Origin of the sequence: Fructobacillus apis, from assembly GCF_023893635.1 — a bacterium.
In the GTDB taxonomy this organism is placed as follows: Bacteria; Bacillota; Bacilli; order Lactobacillales; family Lactobacillaceae; genus Fructobacillus; species Fructobacillus apis.
On sequence record NZ_JAMWYK010000006.1, the window covers coordinates 19,196 to 39,595 of the forward strand.

General features: G+C 51.0%; 15 protein-coding genes. All 15 read left to right on the top strand.

Features of this window, described 5'->3' with window-relative positions:
- Positions 1 to 134: 134 nt before the first annotated feature.
- Positions 135 to 1,937, top strand: coding sequence for a glutamine--fructose-6-phosphate transaminase (isomerizing) (gene glmS, locus NFX39_RS05165; protein ID WP_252443666.1), 1,803 nt, complete (start codon positions 135 to 137; stop codon positions 1,935 to 1,937).
- Between the two features lie 160 nt (positions 1,938 to 2,097).
- Positions 2,098 to 2,895 carry an isoprenyl transferase gene (locus NFX39_RS05170; RefSeq protein ID WP_252443668.1) on the top strand — a complete coding sequence of 266 codons (798 nt, stop codon included), beginning with the start codon at positions 2,098 to 2,100 and terminating at the stop codon, positions 2,893 to 2,895.
- 21 nt (positions 2,896 to 2,916) lie between these two features.
- Complete coding sequence (locus tag NFX39_RS05175; RefSeq protein ID WP_252443670.1) at positions 2,917 to 3,720, top strand: phosphatidate cytidylyltransferase; 804 nt, start codon at positions 2,917 to 2,919, stop codon at positions 3,718 to 3,720.
- 100 nt (positions 3,721 to 3,820) lie between these two features.
- Positions 3,821 to 5,077 carry an RIP metalloprotease RseP gene (rseP, locus tag NFX39_RS05180; protein ID WP_252443672.1) on the top strand — a complete coding sequence of 419 codons (1,257 nt, stop codon included), beginning with the start codon at positions 3,821 to 3,823 and terminating at the stop codon, positions 5,075 to 5,077.
- 171 nt (positions 5,078 to 5,248) lie between these two features.
- Positions 5,249 to 6,964, top strand: a complete 1,716-nt coding sequence (locus tag NFX39_RS05185; protein ID WP_252443674.1) for a proline--tRNA ligase — start codon at positions 5,249 to 5,251, stop codon at positions 6,962 to 6,964.
- 66 nt (positions 6,965 to 7,030) lie between these two features.
- Entirely contained in the window at positions 7,031 to 11,344 is a 4,314-nt protein-coding gene (locus tag NFX39_RS05190; RefSeq protein ID WP_252443676.1) for a PolC-type DNA polymerase III, read from the top strand.
- 112 nt (positions 11,345 to 11,456) lie between these two features.
- Complete coding sequence (locus NFX39_RS05195; protein WP_252443678.1) at positions 11,457 to 12,908, top strand: NCS2 family permease; 1,452 nt, start codon at positions 11,457 to 11,459, stop codon at positions 12,906 to 12,908.
- A 111-nt stretch (positions 12,909 to 13,019) separates the two neighbouring features.
- A complete protein-coding gene (locus tag NFX39_RS05200) occupies positions 13,020 to 13,235 on the top strand; it encodes a cold-shock protein (protein ID WP_252443680.1) in 216 nt (71 codons plus the stop codon).
- The gene (locus NFX39_RS05205; protein ID WP_252443682.1) at positions 13,236 to 13,811 is read left to right on the top strand and encodes an NUDIX hydrolase; all 576 of its coding nucleotides are present in this window, start codon (positions 13,236 to 13,238) and stop codon (positions 13,809 to 13,811) included.
- Positions 13,801 to 14,100, top strand: coding sequence for a hypothetical protein (locus NFX39_RS05210; RefSeq protein ID WP_252443684.1), 300 nt, complete (start codon positions 13,801 to 13,803; stop codon positions 14,098 to 14,100). Before NFX39_RS05205 ends, NFX39_RS05210 begins: the two co-directional genes overlap by 11 nt.
- A gap of 15 nt (positions 14,101 to 14,115) precedes the next feature.
- Positions 14,116 to 14,793, top strand: coding sequence for a 5'-methylthioadenosine/adenosylhomocysteine nucleosidase (locus NFX39_RS05215; RefSeq protein ID WP_252443686.1), 678 nt, complete (start codon positions 14,116 to 14,118; stop codon positions 14,791 to 14,793).
- Between the two features lie 19 nt (positions 14,794 to 14,812).
- A complete protein-coding gene (gene ytpR, locus NFX39_RS05220; protein WP_252443688.1) occupies positions 14,813 to 15,469 on the top strand; it encodes a YtpR family tRNA-binding protein in 657 nt (218 codons plus the stop codon).
- Between the two features lie 14 nt (positions 15,470 to 15,483).
- On the top strand, positions 15,484 to 16,818 hold the full coding sequence (gene murC / locus NFX39_RS05225) for a UDP-N-acetylmuramate--L-alanine ligase (protein ID WP_252443690.1): 1,335 nt from the start codon (positions 15,484 to 15,486) through the stop codon (positions 16,816 to 16,818).
- Between the two features lie 93 nt (positions 16,819 to 16,911).
- Positions 16,912 to 17,637, top strand: coding sequence for a Bax inhibitor-1/YccA family protein (locus NFX39_RS05230; RefSeq protein ID WP_252443692.1), 726 nt, complete (start codon positions 16,912 to 16,914; stop codon positions 17,635 to 17,637).
- A gap of 73 nt (positions 17,638 to 17,710) precedes the next feature.
- Positions 17,711 to 20,398 carry a DNA polymerase I gene (gene polA, locus NFX39_RS05235; RefSeq protein ID WP_252443694.1) on the top strand — a complete coding sequence of 896 codons (2,688 nt, stop codon included), beginning with the start codon at positions 17,711 to 17,713 and terminating at the stop codon, positions 20,396 to 20,398.
- Positions 20,399 to 20,400 lie beyond the last annotated feature (2 nt).

Consider the following 20,400-nt stretch of genomic DNA (forward strand, 5'->3'; position numbering starts at 1 on the left):
TGTCACAATTGTCAAAGAAGAGTCTATACCAATCCGTAAATCGGTCTTGTTATTGCCTTTGGATGGTTGCTACAATAGGTATTGTTAAAAATAATTATTTACAAACCAATTAAAGGTTGGAAAGAGTTACTTATATGTGTGGAATTGTTGGAGTTACCGGCGTCGGAGACGCCCTCCCATACCTTTTGCAAGGACTTCAAAAGCTTGAATACCGCGGCTACGACTCCGCCGGTGTTTTCTTGACGGACGCCTCCGGCAAGAACGAACTCATTAAGGAAAAAGGGCGTGTCTCAAAGCTCGCCGAAAAGGCCGAAGCATACGGTTTCAACGGGACGGCCGGAATCGCCCACACCCGCTGGGCAACGCACGGAAACGTGACGGTTGAAAACGCGCACCCTCAAAAGTCCGCAAACAACCGTTTCTTCCTCGTTCACAACGGTGTTATCGAAAACTACAAGGAACTGAAGGACACCTACTTGTCCAACGTTGACTTCGTTTCCGAAACGGACACGGAAGTTGCCGTTCAATTGGTGAACCATTTCGCCGAAGAAGGCATGGCCACGGTCGACGCCTTCCGCAAGATGATTTCCATGCTTGAAGGAAACTCCGCCTACGGATTCCTTTTGGTGGACGAAAACGACCCCGAAACGTTGTACGTCGCAAAGAAAAAGTCGCCACTCTTGATCGGTGTTTCCGACCACGGTTACGCCGTCACTTCCGACGCCGCTGCCATGATCGACTTGACGAAGGACTTCGTTGAACTCCGTGACGGTGATGTGGCCATTGTAAAGCCTGATTCATTGACGATTTTTGATGAAAACGGGGATGACATTGTTCGCGAACCATTCACGCTTGAAATCGACCCCGAAGACACGGACAAGGGTGCTTACCCTTACTACATGTTGAAGGAAGTCGACGAACAAGCCGTCGTTGCCCGTAACATCGCCGGTCACTACTACGACGAAGACGGCAACTTGCAGGGAATTGGCTGCGCCATCACCGACAAGATGAAGGAAGCCGACCGCCTCTACATCGTGGCCGCTGGTACGTCCTACCACGCCGGTTTGGTTGGAAAGCGTTACTTCGAACAGTGGGCTAAGATTCCAACGGAAGTGCACATTTCTTCCGAATTCGCCTACGACCAACCAATGCTTTCAGAAAAGCCGTTCTTCATCTTCTTGTCACAGTCAGGTGAAACGGCCGACTCACGCGAAGTCTTGGACAACGTTAAGAAGCAGGGCTACCCAGCCTTGACTTTGGCCAATGTCATGAACTCCACGTTGACCCGTGAAGCGGACTTCGCCTTGCCACTTTTGGCCGGTCCTGAAATCGCCGTTGCCTCAACGAAGGCCTACACGGCTCAGGTCATCGTGCAAGCCATCTTGGCTTCTTCACTTGGTAACCCAGGCTTCGACCTCAAGGCCGAATTGGCCAAGGTTGCCGTGGAAATTCAAGCCATCACGGATGACAAGGAAAAGTTCAAGGCCATTGCGGAAGACGCCTTGGCTGACCAACACTCCGCCTTCTACATCGGTCGTGGTTTGGACGCTGCGGTTGCCCTTGAAGCGGCTTTGAAGTTGAAGGAAATCTCTTACATCCAAACCGAAGGATTCGCCGCCGGTGAATTGAAGCACGGAACGATTTCCTTGATTGAAGACAAGACGCCGGTCTTCGCCCTGCTTACGCAAAAGAAGACGGCCGGCTTGCTCCGTGGTGAAGTGGCTCAGGTTGCTGCCCGAGGTGCCAAGACGATTGTCTTTGCCTCAAAGGGTGTCGCAAAGGAAGGGGACGCTTTCGTCTTGCCTGAAGTCAACGAACTGTTGATGCCTTTGCTCGCCGTTATTCCAACGCAGTTGGTTGCCTACTACGCAACCTTGGCCCGCGGCTTGGACGTTGACCGTCCCCGTAACTTGGCCAAGTCCGTAACGGTTCAATAGTAACGGTTCAATAAATTAAAATAAGTTGGTGTTTTTCAGCTTTTTAGAGGCTGTTTCATACCTTTTAAAAAGTCGGTGAAAGTTCGCCGGCTTTTTTTGTTTACCGGGTCTAATTCTGGTAAACTAATGAAGAGTATTTTACATTTTTAGGGGTGTTGCCATGTCTTTTATCAAGGACTTGTTTGGCCAAAAGGGTCGAACAGAAAACAACGATTTAACCGGTCTTGATTTGACCGACGGAAACTACAAAATCCCAAAGCACTTGGCCATCATCATGGATGGAAACGGACGCTGGGCTCAAAAGCGTCACTTGCCACGTGTGGCGGGCCACAAAGAGGGGATGGAAACGGTGAAACGCGTCACCAAGCTGGCCAACGCGGCCGGCGTGCAAGTGCTCACGGTTTACGCCTTCTCAACCGAAAACTGGTCCCGTCCGACTGACGAGGTGAAGTTCTTGATGAAGTTGCCCGTGACTTTCTTCGATACCTTTGTCCCTGAATTGCAGGAACAAAACGTGAAGGTCGAAACCATCGGGGACATCGAGAAGCTGCCTGATAGCACGAAGAAGGCCGTCTTGGATGCCAAGGAAGCCACGAAGAACAACACTGGTTTGGTGTTGAACTTTGCTTTGAACTACGGTGGGCAAGACGAAATCGTTTCGGCTGCCAAGACCTTAGCCGAAGAGGTGGCGGCTGGCAAGCTCTCAGCCGACGACATCAACAAGGATGCCATTGCGGCCCGTTTGACGACCGGTTTCTTGGGCGAGCTCGCCAATCCGGACTTGATTGTGCGTACTTCCGGTGAAGAACGACTCTCGAACTTCCTGCCATATCAGGCTGCCTATTCTGAGTTCTACTTCACGAAGGTGCTCTGGCCTGACTTCGGTCAAGCAGACTTCAACCAGGCCATCACGGCCTACACGAAACGCGACCGTCGTTTCGGTAAAGTAAAAGCTTAATTTGAAAGTGAGAATTATCTGATGCAAACTCGCATTATCACGGCCATCGTGGCTCTGTTAGTTTTTGTTCCCCTGTTGATTATCGGTAAGTTGCCCTTGCTGATGTTGACCATTGTTCTTGGTTGGGTAGCCATGGGTGAAATGCTCCGCATGACCAAGACGCTCTTGGTTTCCTTTGAAGCCTTCATCTCTTTGTTGGGTGTTGTTGCTTTGATCGTTCCTAACAACTTCTGGATCTGGGCGACGGACAACTGGCCAATGACGATTTCTTCTCAAAGCATCGTCGGCATCATTGCCTTCTTGTTCCTTTTGCGCACGGTTTTGTCAAAGAAGTCCTTTAACATCAACGACGCCGGCGTGCTCTTCTTGTCCATGGTCTACATTGGAACTGGTTTCCACTACTTCTACTTGGCCGACCAGAAGGGCTTACCCATCTTGTTCTTCGGAATGTTGACGGTTTGGATCACGGATTCTTTCGCCTACTTCTGCGGACGCGCCTTCGGTAAGACGAAGTTGGCCCCAAGCATTTCACCAAATAAGACCTGGGAAGGTTCCATCGGTGGTTCCGCCATCGCCGTTGTCTTCATGACGGCTTTGTACGCCTACACGGGTTGGTTAAACAAGCCGGTTTTGGAAATCTTGATTGCCGTCATCGTACTGTCAATTGGTGGTCAATTGGGTGACTTGGTTGAATCTTCCTTCAAGCGTCACTTCGGTGTGAAGGATTCCGGAAACATCTTGCCTGGACACGGTGGTATCTTGGATCGCTTCGACTCCATGTTGATCGTGATGCCATTGCTATCCATCCTCGGCATGCTCCAATAAACCGGGGAATTTATCCAATTTCCGGGGATAAGTCAGTGCTTTTTCTATCCTTGTCCACGGAATTAGTCTTTTCCACAGCATTACTTGATAGGAGGGCGCCATGTCATTGACCGCCATCATTTCATTTCTAATCGTCTTCGGCCTTCTGGTGGCCTTTCACGAATTCGGGCACTTCATCGTCGCTAAAAAGACCGGTGTGCTTGTTCGTGAATTCGCCATTGGAATGGGGCCCAAGCTCTTTTCTTGGTACCAGAACCACACGGCCTACACCATTCGCGTGCTGCCGGTCGGTGGTTACGTTCGCATGGCTTCAGAAGACGACCACGATGAATTGGAAGCGGGACAACGTGTCTATCTGAAGCAGGATGAAGATGGCTTGGTTACTTCTTTAGACACTCGTGTCGAACAAGAAGAAGCCGGTTTTCTCTTCACCGTTGATTCAGCGGACTTAGTCGACGACATGGAAGTACGCGGCTACCGCGATGGCTCGGAAGAGCTTGAAACGTTGGCTGTGTCATCTCTCGCCGTCATCATCTTAGAAGACGGCCAACCAAACCGCGTGGCGCCACGCAGTACTTGGATTGAATCCGCCAAGCCGTTGAAGCGCCTGGCCATCAATTTGGCCGGTCCCTTCATGAACTTCGTTTTGGCCTTCATCGCCGCCTTCGGGTTGGCCTTCTCCTTGCAACAGGTTTCCGTCGACCAACCGGTCCTGGGACAAGTCGTAAAGGAACAGCCAGCTGCTAAGGCCGGCTTGAAGGTGAACGACCGCATTACCAATGTGAACGGCCACAAGGTATCGACCTTTACGGGCTTAGCCGCTGAATTAGCCGGCCAGGCCGACAAGGATTTGCCGGTGACCTACGAACGCAACGGTAAGGTCCAACACACGACGCTTCGTCCAGAAGCCGTCGAGGTTTCTGGCAAGAAGGTTGCCAAGGTCGGTATCGTAGCCCGAGGGGAAACGAATTTCGGCGCGCGCCTAGGTTTCGGCTGGGCGATGGCCTCTTCCTGGTTCACCCAGGTTGGGCACGGTATCGTTGATTTGTTCACCTCAAGCTTCAATTTGAATAAGTTGGGTGGACCGGTCATGCTGGCCAAGGCCACGTCAACTGCCTCGAACCAAGGCTTCTTGACCGTGTTGGCTTTGCTCGGCATGCTCTCCGTTAACCTCGGTTTGCTGAACCTGCTGCCAATCCCACCACTCGATGGGGGAAAGGTCTTCTTGGACCTCTACGAAAGCATCTTCCGCCGGCCATTCCCAATGGTTTTGACGAACGGCTTGATGTGGGCCGGAACAGCGCTACTCGTCATCTTGATGGTGCTCGTTACTGCCAAGGACTTGATTCAGTTCTAGGTGGCGCGGGTGATTGTCATTGGCGGTCCGAATACGTTTCGGGATCGCATCCGGTGATTTGCATCGGACGGCTCGGCTGAAAAGCGGGGGTCGGGCCTGACTTTTACAGATATAATAAACAAAAAAGGGGCATTTGCCCCGTACATAACTAAAATTAGAAAGAAGGATGTTATGAAACAATCACAGCTCTTGATGCCAACTTTGCGTGAGGTGCCAGCAGACGCCGAAGTGAAGTCCCACCAACTCTTATTGAAGGCCGGTTACATCCGTCCGGTATCCGCCGGAGCCTTCGCCTACTTGCCTTTGGCAAAGCGCGTGTTAAACAAAATCGAAGCCATTGTCCGTGAGGAAATGGAAGCTGTGAACGCCAACGAAATGTTGGTGCCAGAAATCTTGCCGGCCGAACTCTGGCAAAAGTCTGGCCGTTACCAGACATACGGACAAGATTTGTATAAGTTCAAGAACCGTCAAGACCGCGACTTCATCCTGGGCCCAACCCACGAAGAAACGTTCACGGAATTGCTCGGAGGCGACATCAAGTCCTACAAGAAGTTGCCACTCTTGGTTTACCAAATCCAATCAAAGTTCCGTGACGAAGGACGTCCCCGTTTCGGTTTGCTCCGCACACGTGAATTCTTGATGCAAGACGCCTACTCATTTACGGCCGACTACGAAGGTTTGGACACCATCTTCAACCAGATGGAACAGGCCTACGTGAACATCTTCAACCGCGTTGGCTTGGACTACCGCATCATCGACGGTGACGCCGGTGCCATGGGTGGTTCATCATCCAAGGAATTCTCAGCGCCAGCCGCTGCCGGAGAAGACACGATCGTCTACACGGAAGAATCCGACTACGCCGCTAACTTGGAAATGGCCAAGGACTTCTACGAACGCGTTGATCGTTCAAACGAAGAACAAGACACCATGACGACTTTGGACACGCCACACACCAAGACGATTGAAGAATTGTCTGAACTGTTGGATGTACCCGCTTCATCACTCGTAAAGACGGTTGTGGTTACTGGTCCCGAAGGGGAACTCGCCGCCGTTGTCACGACTGGTGACTTCGAAGTGAACCTTGTCAAAGTCCAAAACGCCCTTGGCTTGCCAGAAGTGGACATGGCCGACGAAGCCGTTGTGAAGGAAAAGTTGGGTGCCGGCTTCGGCTCACTTGGTCCCGTAAACTTGCCAGAAGACGTCAAACTCTTGGTTGACGAACGCGCCGCTGACCTCGTGAACTTCACGGCCGGTGCAAACGAAGACGGCAAGCACTTCCAAAACATCAACTGGGGTCGCGACGTGGCCTTGGAAGATGAACAAATCGGTGACTTCCGTACGGCAAAGGAAGGCGAACTCGCCGTTGATGGAAAGGGTAAGTTAGCCTTTACCAAGGGAATTGAAATCGCCCACATCTTCAAGTTGGGTACGAAGTACTCAAAGGCCTTGGGTGCCCAAGTGCTTGACCAAAACGGTCGTAACGTTGACATGATCATGGGATGTTACGGAATCGGAATCTCCCGTTTGCTTTCCGCCATCACGGAACAAAAGGCCGATGACAAGGGATTGGTTTGGCCAGCAGCCATCGCACCGTTTGACGTGCACATCGTCCCAATCAACTTGAAGGACGAAGACCAAGCAGCGCTTGCCGCTGACTTGGAAGCCACTGTGAAGGCCGCCGGCTTTGACAGCCTGGTTGACGACCGCAAGGAACGCGCCGGGGTGAAGTTCGCCGACGCCGAATTGATTGGTTTGCCTGTCCGTATCACGGTTGGTAAGAAGGCTTCCGAAGGCATCGTTGAAGTTTCTGTCCGCGAAACGGGCGAAAGCTTCGAAATGACGATTGCCGAAGCCGTTGCCGCTTTGCCAAAGTGGCTCTCAAAGTAATGTTTCAACTTAAAAAGTCGACAGCAACCAGTCGACTTTTTTGTGCTTAGTAATGAAGGATGATCAATGGCCTTAAGTCGTAAAGAACAACTTGAAAAATTAATGGAGCAGGCCAAGCTGCCCGAAGACTTTAAACCCGCCTTTAAAGACGCTTTTCTATCCTACGTTGTCGTTGACCCCAAGGAGAAAACCTGGCGCTTTATCCTTGGCATGGATTCGGTTTTGCCCTTCAACGCCTACCTGGCTTTCTACCGTGGGATTAAGCAAAACTTCCAACAGCTAAACGACGTTTACCTCACCATTCAACCCGAAAAGGGTGGTTTCAGTGAAGAGGACGTACGCGAATACTTTCATTTTGCGTTAAGCAAGACCTCTTTAAACTATGCACTTACTCAGCAGTTGGCATCGTCGTCCGCTCTGTCGCTGGACGGTCGTAGCAAAGTAACGATTGCCACAGCCGCGACATCTCTTGCCGAGGCGTTGACGCCTGCGGTGCTCACGGAGCTTGCGGGGGTGTATGAAACGTTGGGGCTGTCGGGGCTGACTTTTGAGGCCACGGTCGATGACAAGCAGGCGGAAGCGTTGCTTGAACACTACGGTGTTCACCAGCAGAGTGTGCAAAACGACATTAACCAGGCCATCGAGCGGGCCGAGCAAGCCGCACCTAAAAAGTCCAAGGAAGGGGTGGCCCTCCGCCTTGGACGCGCCATCAATCCCGACGCTGAAATCACGCGTTTGGACCAAATCGACGGGGAAGAATCACGCGTCGTCATCGAAGGGTACATCTTCGCCGACGAAGTCCGCGTCCTCCGTTCAAAGCGGAAGTTGCTGACGTTGAAGATTACGGATTACTCCTCTTCTATCTCCGCCAAGAAGTTCTCGAACAACGACCAAGACGAAGCCGTTTTCGAACAGCTGAAGTCCGGTTGCTGGATCAAGGCCCGTGGAAATGTGCAAGAGGACACCTACGCTCGCGAGCTCGTCTTGAACATCTACGACTTGCAGGTCATCGACCACGAAGACCGACAAGAGCCGTACGAAGGTGAAGAAAAGCGCATCGAGCTCCACACGCACACCAACATGACGGCCATGGACGCCGTGACTGACTTCGGTCAAGTGGCCAAGCTCGCCAAAAAGTGGGGCGCTGAATCACTCGGTGTCATGGACACTGGAAACGTGCAGGGATACCCTCAAGCAGTTGATGCTGCCAAGAAAAACGACCTCAAAATCATCTATGGTATGGAAGCCAACGTCGTGTCAGACGGTGACCCCATCGCCTACAACACCCGTGACCAAGAAGTTCAGGACAAAGAATTAACCTACGTCGCATTCGATTTGGAGACGACCGGTTTGTCCGCCGTTTCCGACCGAATCATCGAACTTTCCGCCGTTAAAATGCAGATGGGAAACGTGATTGATAAGTATTCCGAGTACATCAACCCGGGCTTCCCACTTTCTGAATTCACGACCAACCTGACGTCCATCACGGACGCCATGGTGGCCGATGCCAAGCCTGAACAGGTCGTCATCGACAAGTTCCGTGAGTGGATCAAGGGATCCGTCTTGATTGGTCACAACGTGACCTTCGATGTGGACTTCTTGAATGCCACTTACGCCCGCTACGACGAGGGACCAATCGAAGAACCCGTCATCGACACCTTGCCGTTGACCCGTTGGTTGCACCCGGACTTCAAGTCCTACCGACTCGGTACCTTGGCCAAGAAGTTCGGTGTCGAACTTGAACAGGCCCACCGGGCCATCTACGATGCCGAGACCACTGGTCACTTGGGTTGGAAGCTGTTGAAGGAAGCCAAGAAGGAATACGACTTGGACAACATCAACCAGCTGAACGACCACATGTTGGACGGCGGTGCCTGGCGTCACGGCCGGCCCTTCCACGCCTCCATTCTTGTTCAAAACGCCACTGGTTTGAAGAACCTCTACCGCTTGGTTTCCGAATCCAATGTTACCTACTTCAACAAGGTACCGCGCATTCCACGTTCGGTTTTGCAGAAGTACCGCGAAGGGCTGATTATTGGTTCTGGTGATACCAGCGGTGACCTGATTGTGACCCTGATTGAAAAGGGGTATGACAAGGCCAAGAAGAAGGCTGATTTCTACGATTTCATCGAAATCAATCCACTGCCAAACTACCAGCCAATGCTGGACACGGAATTGATTGCCGGTCCGGAAAAGCTGAAGGACATCCTGGCCCAGATGGTCAAGATTGGTGAAGAGGTTGGTAAGCCCGTTGTCGTCACAGGGGACGTGAAGTACACCAACCCAGAAGACCACATCTACCGTGACATCCTGATTGGTTCACAACCCGGTAACCCGTTGAATCGAACAGCGCTGCCTCACTTGCACTTCCGCACCACGGCTGATTTGCTCGAGCAATTCAGCTACCTGGGAGAAGAAAAGGCGAAGGAAGTCGTCATCGACAACACCCACAAGGTGGCCGACATGTTGGAAGACATCGTGCCACTGAAGTCTGGTTCCTTCCCACCTCAAATCCCTGAAGCCGGCGATGAGCTTCGTGAAAAGACGTTGACCGCAGCTAAGAAGGCATACGGTGACCCAATCCCCGAACCAATCCAAGCCCGAATTGATAAGGAACTGAAGTCCATTATCGGTAATGGTTTCGCACCGCACTACATGATTTCACAGCGACTGGTTGCTAAGTCCAACAAGGACGGCTACCTGGTTGGTTCCCGTGGTTCCGTTGGTTCCTCCTTCGTTGCCACAATGTCTGGAATCACCGAAGTTAACCCGTTGCCACCGCACTACCGGTCAGCACACGGTGACTACTTCGAATTAGCCGACCCAAAGAAGTATGGTTCAGGGTATGACTTGCCTGACAAGGAAGACCCAAACCATCCAGGGGAGATGCTAATTGGGGATGGGCACAACATCCCGTTCGAAACCTTCATGGGATTCTCTGGTACCAAGGTGCCCGATATCGATTTGAACTTCTCTGGTGACTACCAGGCCATTGCCCACGATTACATGAAAGTCATGTTCGGGGTGAAGAAGGTGTTCCGTGCCGGAACGATTGCCACGGTCGCCGAAAAGACGGCCTTTGGTTACGTGAAGGGGTACGAGCGTGATCACGACAAGCAGTTCCGTGGGGCCGAAGTTGAACGTTTGGCCCAGGGTGTGACCGGCGTCAAGCGAACAACCGGACAGCACCCTGGAGGTATCCTGATTGTTCCTGGGGACTACGACATTTACGACTTTACGCCGGTGCAGTACCCAGCCGATGATCAGACGGCCCTCTGGCAAACGACCCACATGGATTACCACTCCATTCACGATAACTTGCTGAAGATGGATATCCTGGGTCACGATGACCCAACCATGGTTCGTACCCTGAAGGATTTGTCCGGGATTGATCCAACGACCATTCCGGCAAACGACCCTGGGGTCTTGAAGCTCTTTACTTCAACGGAACCGCTCGGCGTAACATCCGACCAGATATACTCAAACACCGGAACCTTGGGATTGCCTGAATTCGGTACTGGATTCGTCCGAAACATGTTGGAAGATACGCAACCAAAGACGTATTCCGACTTGCTTCAGATTTCTGGTCTTTCCCACGGAACTGACGTGTGGTTGGGAAACGCCCACGACCTTGTTGAAAACGGGACGGCCACCATCGCCACCGTTATCGGAACCCGTGATAAAATCATGACCGACTTGATCAACTGGGGACTCCCCGCCGACGATGCCTTTAACATCATGGAAAAGGTTCGTAAGGGTAAGGGAATCGTGGACGACTATCAGAAACTGATGCGGGAACACGATGTGCCGGAATGGTACATCGAATCCTGTTTGAAGATTCAGTACATGTTCCCCCGTGCCCACGCGGCGGCCTACGTCTTAATGGCGCTTCGAATCGCCTATTTCAAGGTCTACTTCCCAACGACCTACTACGCCACTTACTTCACGGTTCGTGCGAACACCTTTGACATTGTTGCCATGGCCCGTGGTAAGGAAGCTGTCAAAGTCGCTATCGCCAAGTTGCGCGATTTGGGAAACGATGCCACGAAGGGGGACCAAGATTTGTTGACCGTTCTGGAAATGGCCAACGAGGCCCTCGAACGTGGCGTCTCCTTTGAAATGGTGAACCTGGAACGTTCAGAAGCTACCGAGTGGGTGATCGATGGGAATACATTGATTCCACCGTTCTCGGTTATTCCTGGACTCGGGGACAACGTGGCCAAGCAGATTGTGGCGGCCCGAGCTGAAAAGCCATTCATCTCAAAGGAAGATCTGAAGAAGCGTGGTAAGGTGTCACAGACCATTATTGAGTTCTTGACGCTCCACTCCGTGATTTCGGATTTGCCAGATGAAAATCAATTGTCGCTCTTTGACTTCTAAACAGAGGAACGAGAGACTTGCTGTTTTAGCGTGACCGACTTTTACAAGAGTCGATTGTCGACCAGCAAGTAAAACTTAAAAACTAAAAGGAGGGGGCCTCGGCCCCAGCATTATGGATAAATTTTTCAAACTAAAGGAAAATCAGACCACGGTTAAAAAAGAAGTGATTGCCGGATTGACGACCTTCGTCTCAATGGCCTACATTTTCTTCTTGAACCCACAGATTTTGTCAGAAGCGGGGATGTCACAACTCGCCGTCTTCATCGCTGCCATCTTCGTGGCAACGTTTGGAACGTTGCTCATGGGATTGTACGCCAACGTCCCATTCGCCTTGGCACCTGGAATCGGGATGCAGGCCTACTTCACTTACACCATCGTCTTCGGCTTTGGCTTTAAGTGGCAACAGGCCCTCGCCATCGTCTTCATGGTTGGTCTCTTGGACATCGTGATTACGTTGACGCACGGACGTCAGGCCATTGTGAAGGCCATTCCGGAAGAATTAAAGGCTGCCATCGGTGGTGGTTTGGGTGTCTTTGTGACCTACATCGGTTTGAAGAACGCCGGCTTTATTAACTTCCTGGTTTCAGGATCTGGAATTGCATCTGTGAACGACAAGCCTTACTCAGGTGGGGCAGTGAAGGAAGGAATCACTTCCGTGATGGCAACGTCTGGTGTGACGCCAGAACTGTCACGCTTCACACAATCATCCGTTCTCTTGGCTTTAATTGGTTTGTTGATTTTGACTTTCTTAGTCATCAAGAAGGTTCCAGCATCATTCTTGATCACGTTGATTGCTACGACCTTGATTGGTATTCCAATGGGTGTGACAAGCACGCACTTGTCTGCCGCAACGTCATTGCCAAATGCCTTTGCTGACTTTACGAACGCCTTCGGTGCCGCCTTTGGTCCAAATGGAATGGGCTCACTTTGGTCAACTTGGGCCAAGACATCATTGGCCGTTGTGACGGTCTTTGCCATGGGACTTACTGGTTTGTTCGATGCCATCGGTACGTTGATTGGAATCGGAAACCAAACGGGTATCTTCTCAAAGAAGGACCAAGAAGCCTTTGTTGCTGATAACTCCTTTAACTCAAAGATGGACCGTGCCTTGGTCGTTGATACGTTTACGACGACGTTGGCCGGTGTTGTTGGTACGTCAAACACGACGACTTTGATTGAATCAGCCACTGGTGTTGCATCAGGTGGACGTACTGGTTTGACGAACGTTGTGACCTCCCTTGGTTTCTTGGCCATGTTGGTCTTGTCTCCATTGGTATCCATCGTGCCATCAGCTGCGACGGCTCCTATCTTGATCATGGTTGGAATCATGATGATGGGTGAGTTCAAGAAGATTGACTGGGCTGATTTGGCCGTTGCCATTCCGGCTTTCTTCACGTCAATTTTCATGGGCTTGTCATTCTCAATCTCATACGGAATTGCCGCTGGATTCATCTTCTACATCTTGGTGAAGGTCGCCCAAGGAAAGTTCAAGGAACTGTCACCAATCTTGATGATTGTGACTGGCTTCTTCCTTTTCAACTTCATTTTGCTCGCCTTTATCTAAACCGTGTCCTAAATGACATTTATAAAAAGCGCCCTGATACTGGGGCGCTTTTTTATTTCCGACTTTTCCAATTTCCGCCTAGAATAGGGCTTTTTTTGGTATACTGGAGGTATGAAAAAAGGTACAGTAAAAATTTGGCAACAAGACCGTGGATACGGTTATATCGAACCCGACGAAAAGGGGGATGACATCTACGTTCACTTTAACGGAATCGCTGGGGATGGCTTCAAGAAGCTTATCCCGGGACAGCGCGTGGAGTACGTCTTGGTACAGGGAAAGGACGCCTTCCAGGCGGCCCAGGTTTCTGTCATCAAGGAGGACGAATAGATGGTTCAAAAAGAAGAGTTTTACTCAAACGAGGTCATGTACGAAGGACCAATCTTTAAGATTGACTCCAAGCGGGTTAAACTTTTTGATGGTACGATTGCACAACGTGACGTTGTGACGCGTGGACCTGCTGTTGGGGTGTTAGCCCTTGTGGACGAAGACCACGCGGTCTTTGTGAAGCAGTGGCGTGAACCCGTGCAAGACTTTGTCTTGGAAATTCCAGCTGGAAAGGTAGACGCCCGTGATCACGGTGATGTGAAAACGGCCTGCCACGAAGCAGCCATCCGTGAATTGAACGAAGAGATTCGCGTTCACCCTGGTCACTTGGAAGAGTTCGCTGACGGTTTTGAAGCCGTTGGTTTCACGGACTCTAAGATTGCCTTGTACGTGGCAACGGAATTGGAACACTTGGATGGTTCTGACCAACTGCCTCGTGACGAAGGCGAATTCCTGGACGTCATCACGGTCTCATACGATGAGATGACGAAGATGTACGAAGCCGGTGAACTAAACGACTTAAAAACATTAGCCGCTTACTTCCACTGGACAATTCGGAGGTTGAAGAATGGCCGCTAATTTCTTTACAAAGAATAAAAAGACCCGTGAACAAAAAGAACGGGCCAAGCAACGCCGCCAAGTTGAACGACAGTACGCCAAGGCAAACGAAGACAAGATTACGGTTGTCGAACCTGCCAACCGTGCGGAAATGCGCCTGACGAAAAAAGGACGTTTTCAACTTGGATCAAATGGTGAGTTAACAGAGAAGGGGAAGACCGACCGTCTATCATACCGCTACAACCGTTTAATGATTGTACTCGGTATCATTATCGTCGTGACATACGTGACCTTCTTTGTGCTCCCTTAATCAGAAAGGGTAAGCATGAAAGTTGGAATTATTACCCCAATGGCCGAAGAAAAGAAGGCTCTTACTTCAGCACTAATTGATGCTGAAGTAGTCGCTTTTTCTGATTTAGAGGTGCTCGTTGGGACATACGCTGGCCAGGAAGTTTTCTTGGCCGAATCAGGAATCGGTAAGGTTGCCGCAGCGACGGCAACGACCATTCTGACCCAGGTCTTTGACGTGGATGTCGTCATCAACACTGGTTCAGCCGGTGCTTTGAAGCAGGGCCTTGAAATCGGTGACTTGGTCATCGGTTCTGAGATGGCCTACTTTGATGCTGATGTCACGGCCTTTGGCTATGAATATGGTCAACTGCCTGCCCAACCCGCTCGCTTTACGGCGGATGATAAGATGGTGGCGGCCTTCAAGGAATTGACGGATGCCAAGGCCGGTCTCATTGTGACCGGTGATACCTTCGTCCAACAGTCAAAGAAGGATGCCATCGCAAAAAACTTCCCAGACGCTTACTTAGCCGAGATGGAAGGGGCGGCTGTTGCCCAAGTAGCGACGCGCTTTAACAAGCCATTCATCGTCTTGCGCGGTGTTTCCGACAAGGCCGATGGTTCATCTGACGTGGACTTCGAAGAATACGTTATCCAAGCTGGTCAAAAGTCAGCTGAGCTTTTGCTCAACTACTTGGACCGTTTGCCAAAGTAATTAGAAAAGGATAGAAGCGATGATTTCAGTTTATAACCAAGAAGCATCAGGCGACATCCTGATGCTGACTTTTGCCCCAGGGCACACGAAGCAAAAGATTGAAACAAAGAAGAATGTTACGCGTGTTTTCGACGAAGAAAACGGTGACCTCTTCGCCATCAACATTGAAGGCATGGGTGAAAAGCTTGGCCTCACTGGGCAAGCCGGCCAAGTCTTCTTGGACGACAAGCAAGCAGCCATGGTAAACGAAGCCATTGAAGCCGCTGGTTTCGCTGACAAGGTTGAAGCCAACCCATCAAAGTTGGTGATCGGTGTGGTGGAAGAAATGGAAGAACACCCAGATTCTGACCACCTCCACGTCACGAAGGTGGACACTGGTGCAGACGAACGTTTGCAAATCGTTTCAGGTTCACCAAACATGGAAACGGGAATCAAGGTTGTGGTTGCACAACCCGGTTCCATGATGCCATCCGGTGAAATCATCTGGCCTGGCGCCCTGCGTGGTGTTCCTTCCGCCGGAATGATTGTTTCTGGACGTGAATTGAAGTTGGAAGGCGCTCCTGATAAGCCAGGGGCCTTGGTCTTGCCAGATGATTTTGGACAGGTCGGGGACGTTTTTGACTTTGACAAAGCCAAGAACCTTTACATCGACGGCAAAATTGATACGAATTACTAAAAGAGGGCAGAACCATGCCAAAGAAATACTACTTTATCGGAATTAAAGGAACGGGAATGGGCCCATTGGCTCAGATCCTGCACGACCAAGGAAACGAAGTCGTTGGTTCCGATATCGACAAATTCACTTACACGCAGGCGCCATTGGAAAAGGCTGGCATTAAGCTTTTGCCCTTCGACGCTAAGAACATCGAAGCCTACAAGGATTTCACCTTTATCCGTGGAAACGCCTTTACCGATGATCACGTGGAAGTGAAGGCCGCCCTCGAAGCAGGCGTCGACATGATGAGCTTCCCGGATGCGGTTGCCGAACAAGTGGACCAAAACACCACTATTGCCGTGGCTGGCGCACACGGGAAGACGTCAACGACTGGTTTGCTCGCCCACGTCATGAAGAACGTCGAAAAGACGTCCTACTTGATTGGGGATGGAACTGGAAAGGGAACGCCGGACTCCGACTTCTTCGTTTTGGAAGCCGACGAATACCGCCGTCACTTTAAGCCTTACCACCCAGACTACGCCGTCTTGACGAACATCGACTTCGATCACCCCGATTACTTCAAGGACATTAACGATGTCTTCTCTGCCTTTGAAGATTTCGCAAAGGGTGTGAAGAAGGGCATCGTTGCCTGGGGTGACGATGAGAACTTGCAAAAGTTATCAGTGGACGTACCACTTTATTACTACGGTGATAAGGCTGGACGTGATGACTTCTTGATCGACCAGATCGATAAGGAAACCACGGGTTCAAACTTCCACGTCTCATACCGAGGCAAGGATTTGGGGAAGTTCTTCATCCCAATCTTTGGTCAACACAACATTTACAACGCAACGGCCGTGATTGCCGTGGCCTACTTGGAAGGCTTGGATTTGGAAGGTGTTCGACAACACTTGAAGACCTATCCAGGTGTGAAGCGTCGCTTCTCTGAAAAGCAGGTCGAAGACATCACCATCATTGATGATTACGCGCACCACCCAACTGAAATCCAAGCGACAATTGACGCTGCTCGTCAAAAGTACCCACAAAAGGAAGTGGTTGCTGTCTTCCAGCCACACACTTTCTCACGTGTGATTGCCTACAAGGATGAATACGCCCGCGTGCTTTCCAACGCCGATACGGTTTACCTGACGCCAATCTTTGGTTCAGCCCGTGAAGCAACTGGAACAGTGACGGCAGAGGACATCGCCAAGGAAATCAAGGGTGGGGCAACCATCATCACTGAAGACACGGTATCGGACTTGTTGAAGCACGAAAACGCGGTTTTCGTCTTCATGGGTGCCGGTGACATTCAAAAGTACGAGTTTGCTTACGAAAAGTTGCTCGGGCAAATTCAGTCCGATCGTAGCTAAAAAGCAGGAGATAAAAGCTTTCGCTTTAATCTTGGTTTAAGCTCTTATATTTAGAATAGATGCAACAATTCGATAATATCGAGGAGGTATTCGATGAATAATTTTGATATGAACGAACGCCGTGACGTGACCGGCGTCGACCAGGGAATGAAGAACTTCTTCCAAAAGGTCTACAGCTACATGGCCATCGCCATGGCCGTGACGGCCGTTACGGGTTACATTGCCCAAACATTCTTCTTGCCACAGTTGGTCACGCTTTTCACTGGTTCATGGATTGGCTTTGCTGCCATCATGGTCGTTGAATTGGTTTTGGTCGTCATGATTCGAAACGCAGCGGTGAACTTGAACCCAGCGAAGGCCTTCGGGTTGCTCATGACCTTTGCCGTTTCGCAAGGATTGTTCTTGGGCTTGCTCTTGGCCGTCTACACGGGCGCTTCAGTCCTTGCTGCCTTTGGTTCAACGGTTGGTTTGTTCGGCGGAATGGCCTTGTACGGTGCCTTCACGAAGAAGTCATTGGCCGGCATGGGACCTATCTTGAACGGAATCTTGATCGGTGTGATTATTGCCACCGTGATTAACATGTTGGTAGGATCATCTGCTTTCCAAACGTTGCTTTCAATCGTTGTGTTGATCTTGTTTGCTCTCTTTACGGCATACGATAACAACAAGTTGAAGTCCGACTACTCACAGATGATGGCACAGGGGGCCACGGAAGCACAAACTTCAGGAATCGCCATTTGGGGTGCCTTGAACCTTTACATGGACTTCTTGAACATCTTCTACTCAATCTTGCAAATCTTCGGAGACACAAGAGACTAAGAAATCCCTTAAAAGCACGCCTTGGCGTGCTTTTTTTTATGGTAAACTGACACTAGTAATCAAAGAGGTGTTTATGAGTAAAAAGATACTATTAATTGACGGAAACTCGCTGGCATTCCGCGCGTTCTACGCGATGTACCAGCAGCTTGACCGCATGGTCACCCCAGAAGGGCTGCACACCAACGCCCTGGTGGCCTTTAACAATTTCTTGGAATCCATTGTCTTACCAATGCAACCGGACATGGCCCTGGTGGCCTGGGATGCCCGTTCTGGTAAGGAAACGTTCCGAGGCGATTTGTACGAAGAGTACAAGGGTGGCCGTGATAAAACACCGGCCGAGTTCAAAGAACAGTTCCCATACCTGCGTGAAATGGTAGAAGCTCACGGGCTTCACAACTACGAGCAGGTTGGCCTGGAAGCAGACGACATCATTGGGACGCTTTCCCGCATCGGAGCCGCTGCCGGCGATAAGGTGATTGTGATCACCGGAGACCAGGATTTGACGCAGCTTGCAACCGACGACGTGACCGTGAAGATCACGAAAAAGGGTGTGACGAACGTCGAAGTCTACACGCCGGAATTCATTATGGAAAAGTACGGTATCACGCCGGCTCAAATCATCGATAAGAAGGCGCTCACGGGTGATACGTCCGATAACTATCCCGGTGTGACGAAGGTGGGAGAGAAGACGGCGTTGAAGCTGTTGAAGGAATACCACGACCTCGATAACCTGTACGCCCACGTGGACGAGATGAAGCAGTCGAAGATGAAGGAAAACCTCATTAACGACAAGGAAGTGGCCTACCGGGCACAGAAGCTCGCCACGATTATCACGGATGCAACGCTCGAAATCGGTTTGGATGACATCGAGTACCACGGTCCGAAGACGGCCGGCTTGATTGATCTGTTCGAAAAGCTGCACTTCAAGCAGGCGTTGACGAAGGTGCGTGCCCACCAGTTGATTGACCAGGACGATGACAGCGCGGATACGGCGATGGAGCAGGCGCACTTTAAGCCGGTGGCGGAGCTTTCGGATGAGGCACTTACTAAGTTAGCCAATGAAAAAACGCTGGCGCTTCACATCGACACGACGTCAGATAACTACCACACTTCTGATCTGATTGGCTTCGCACTGGGTAACGACACAGTGGGTTACTACGCGAGTCGCGACTTCTCCTTCTTCGAAGGAGATGTGTTAAAGCGCATCGTGGAAGACGACCAGATTCAAATCCAGCTCTTCAACGCCAAGGCCCACTGGGTTTTGCTGCACCGGTTGGGTCTGACTTTGACAGGGGTCGACTTCGATTTCTTACTCGTTGCCTACCTGTTAGACACGGTTGGAAACGACAACGTGCTTTCAACATTGGCCGGACGCTTCGACCACTACTTGCCAGACGACGAATCCGTTTACGGCAAGGGGTCCAAGTTCGCCATTCCAGAGGAAAAGACGGTGGTCTTGGACCACATCGGGCACAAGGCGCAGACCGTCTTCACGCTCCGTGACCAAGCCTTTTCAGACCTGGAAGAACACAAGCAAGCTCACCTCTACCACGACATCGAATTGCCACTGTCCTTTGTCTTAGCCAAGATGGAAGCCCAGGGATTCAAGGTCAACGAGGAACGCTTGGCCAAGATGGGCCAGGAGATGGAAGAGCAAATCGCTTCGCTTAAGCAAGAAATCTATACGATGGCCGGCGAAGAGTTTAACATCAACTCAACCAAGCAGTTGGGAACCCTGCTCTTCGACAAGATGGGCTTGCCCGTTATTAAGAAGACCAAGACGGGTTACTCAACGGCCGTTGAGGTCCTCGAAAAGTTGGCGCCGCAAGCGCCAATCGTGGACCACATCTTACAGTACCGTCAGCTGACAAAGCTTAAGTCCACTTACGTGGATGGTCTTTTGGCCGTTGTTGATCAGACTGACCAAAAGGTGCACACGCGCTTCTTGCAGACATTGACACAAACGGGCCGCTTGTCATCGGTGGATCCAAACTTGCAAAACATTCCGATGCGCACCGAAGCCGGGCGCAAGATTCGCCACGCCTTCGTGCCATCACACGAGGGATGGGACATCTTTGGTGCCGACTACTCCCAGATTGAACTGCGTGTCTTGGCCTCCATCACGGAGGACCCTGCCATGGAGCATGCCTTCGTGGAAGACCATGACATTCACGCCGAAACGGCACGCAAGGTCTTTGGCCTCGGTGATGACGCCAAAGTATCAGCCGACCAACGCCGGACGGCCAAAGCGGTTAACTTCGGGATTGTTTACGGCATCTCCGATTACGGTTTGTCAAAGAACCTGAACATTGCCCGCAAGGACGCCAAGGCCTTCATCGACACGTACTTCCAGGAGTTCCCAAAGATTCACGACTGGATGAATGCGATTAAGGAAAAGGCGCACCAGGACGGTTTCGTTGAAACCATCGAACACCGTCGCCGTTACTTACCTGACATTAACGCGAAGAACTTCAACACCCGTTCCTTTGCCGAACGCACGGCCATGAACTCGCCCATTCAGGGATCAGCCGCCGACATTATCAAGATTGCGATGATTAAGGTGGACCGTGCCATTCAAGAAAAGAAGCTCCAGGCCAAGATGCTCGTGCAGGTGCACGATGAATTGGTCTTCGAGTGTCCAAAGGAAGAACTGGAAACGCTGCGTGAAACCGTCACGCAAGTGATGGACTCCGCTGTTAAGCTCGCCATTCCGTTGAAGGTTGAATCCCACGCCGGTCCAACCTGGTATGAAGCAAAGTAAAG

Excerpts from the sequence above, each read along its gene's own strand:
- glmS (WP_252443666.1), top strand. The coding sequence starts at position 135 with ATGTGTGGAATTGTTGGAGTTACCGGCGTCGGAGACGCCCTCCCATAC.
- NFX39_RS05170 (WP_252443668.1), top strand. The coding sequence starts at position 2,098 with ATGTCTTTTATCAAGGACTTGTTTGGCCAAAAGGGTCGAACAGAAAAC.
- NFX39_RS05175 (WP_252443670.1), top strand. The coding sequence starts at position 2,917 with ATGCAAACTCGCATTATCACGGCCATCGTGGCTCTGTTAGTTTTTGTT.
- rseP (WP_252443672.1), top strand. The coding sequence starts at position 3,821 with ATGTCATTGACCGCCATCATTTCATTTCTAATCGTCTTCGGCCTTCTG.
- NFX39_RS05185 (WP_252443674.1), top strand. The coding sequence starts at position 5,249 with ATGAAACAATCACAGCTCTTGATGCCAACTTTGCGTGAGGTGCCAGCA.
- NFX39_RS05190 (WP_252443676.1), top strand. The coding sequence starts at position 7,031 with ATGGCCTTAAGTCGTAAAGAACAACTTGAAAAATTAATGGAGCAGGCC.
- NFX39_RS05195 (WP_252443678.1), top strand. The coding sequence starts at position 11,457 with ATGGATAAATTTTTCAAACTAAAGGAAAATCAGACCACGGTTAAAAAA.
- NFX39_RS05200 (WP_252443680.1), top strand. The coding sequence starts at position 13,020 with ATGAAAAAAGGTACAGTAAAAATTTGGCAACAAGACCGTGGATACGGT.
- NFX39_RS05205 (WP_252443682.1), top strand. The coding sequence starts at position 13,236 with ATGGTTCAAAAAGAAGAGTTTTACTCAAACGAGGTCATGTACGAAGGA.
- NFX39_RS05210 (WP_252443684.1), top strand. The coding sequence starts at position 13,801 with ATGGCCGCTAATTTCTTTACAAAGAATAAAAAGACCCGTGAACAAAAA.
- NFX39_RS05215 (WP_252443686.1), top strand. The coding sequence starts at position 14,116 with ATGAAAGTTGGAATTATTACCCCAATGGCCGAAGAAAAGAAGGCTCTT.
- ytpR (WP_252443688.1), top strand. The coding sequence starts at position 14,813 with ATGATTTCAGTTTATAACCAAGAAGCATCAGGCGACATCCTGATGCTG.
- murC (WP_252443690.1), top strand. The coding sequence starts at position 15,484 with ATGCCAAAGAAATACTACTTTATCGGAATTAAAGGAACGGGAATGGGC.
- NFX39_RS05230 (WP_252443692.1), top strand. The coding sequence starts at position 16,912 with ATGAATAATTTTGATATGAACGAACGCCGTGACGTGACCGGCGTCGAC.
- polA (WP_252443694.1), top strand. The coding sequence starts at position 17,711 with ATGAGTAAAAAGATACTATTAATTGACGGAAACTCGCTGGCATTCCGC.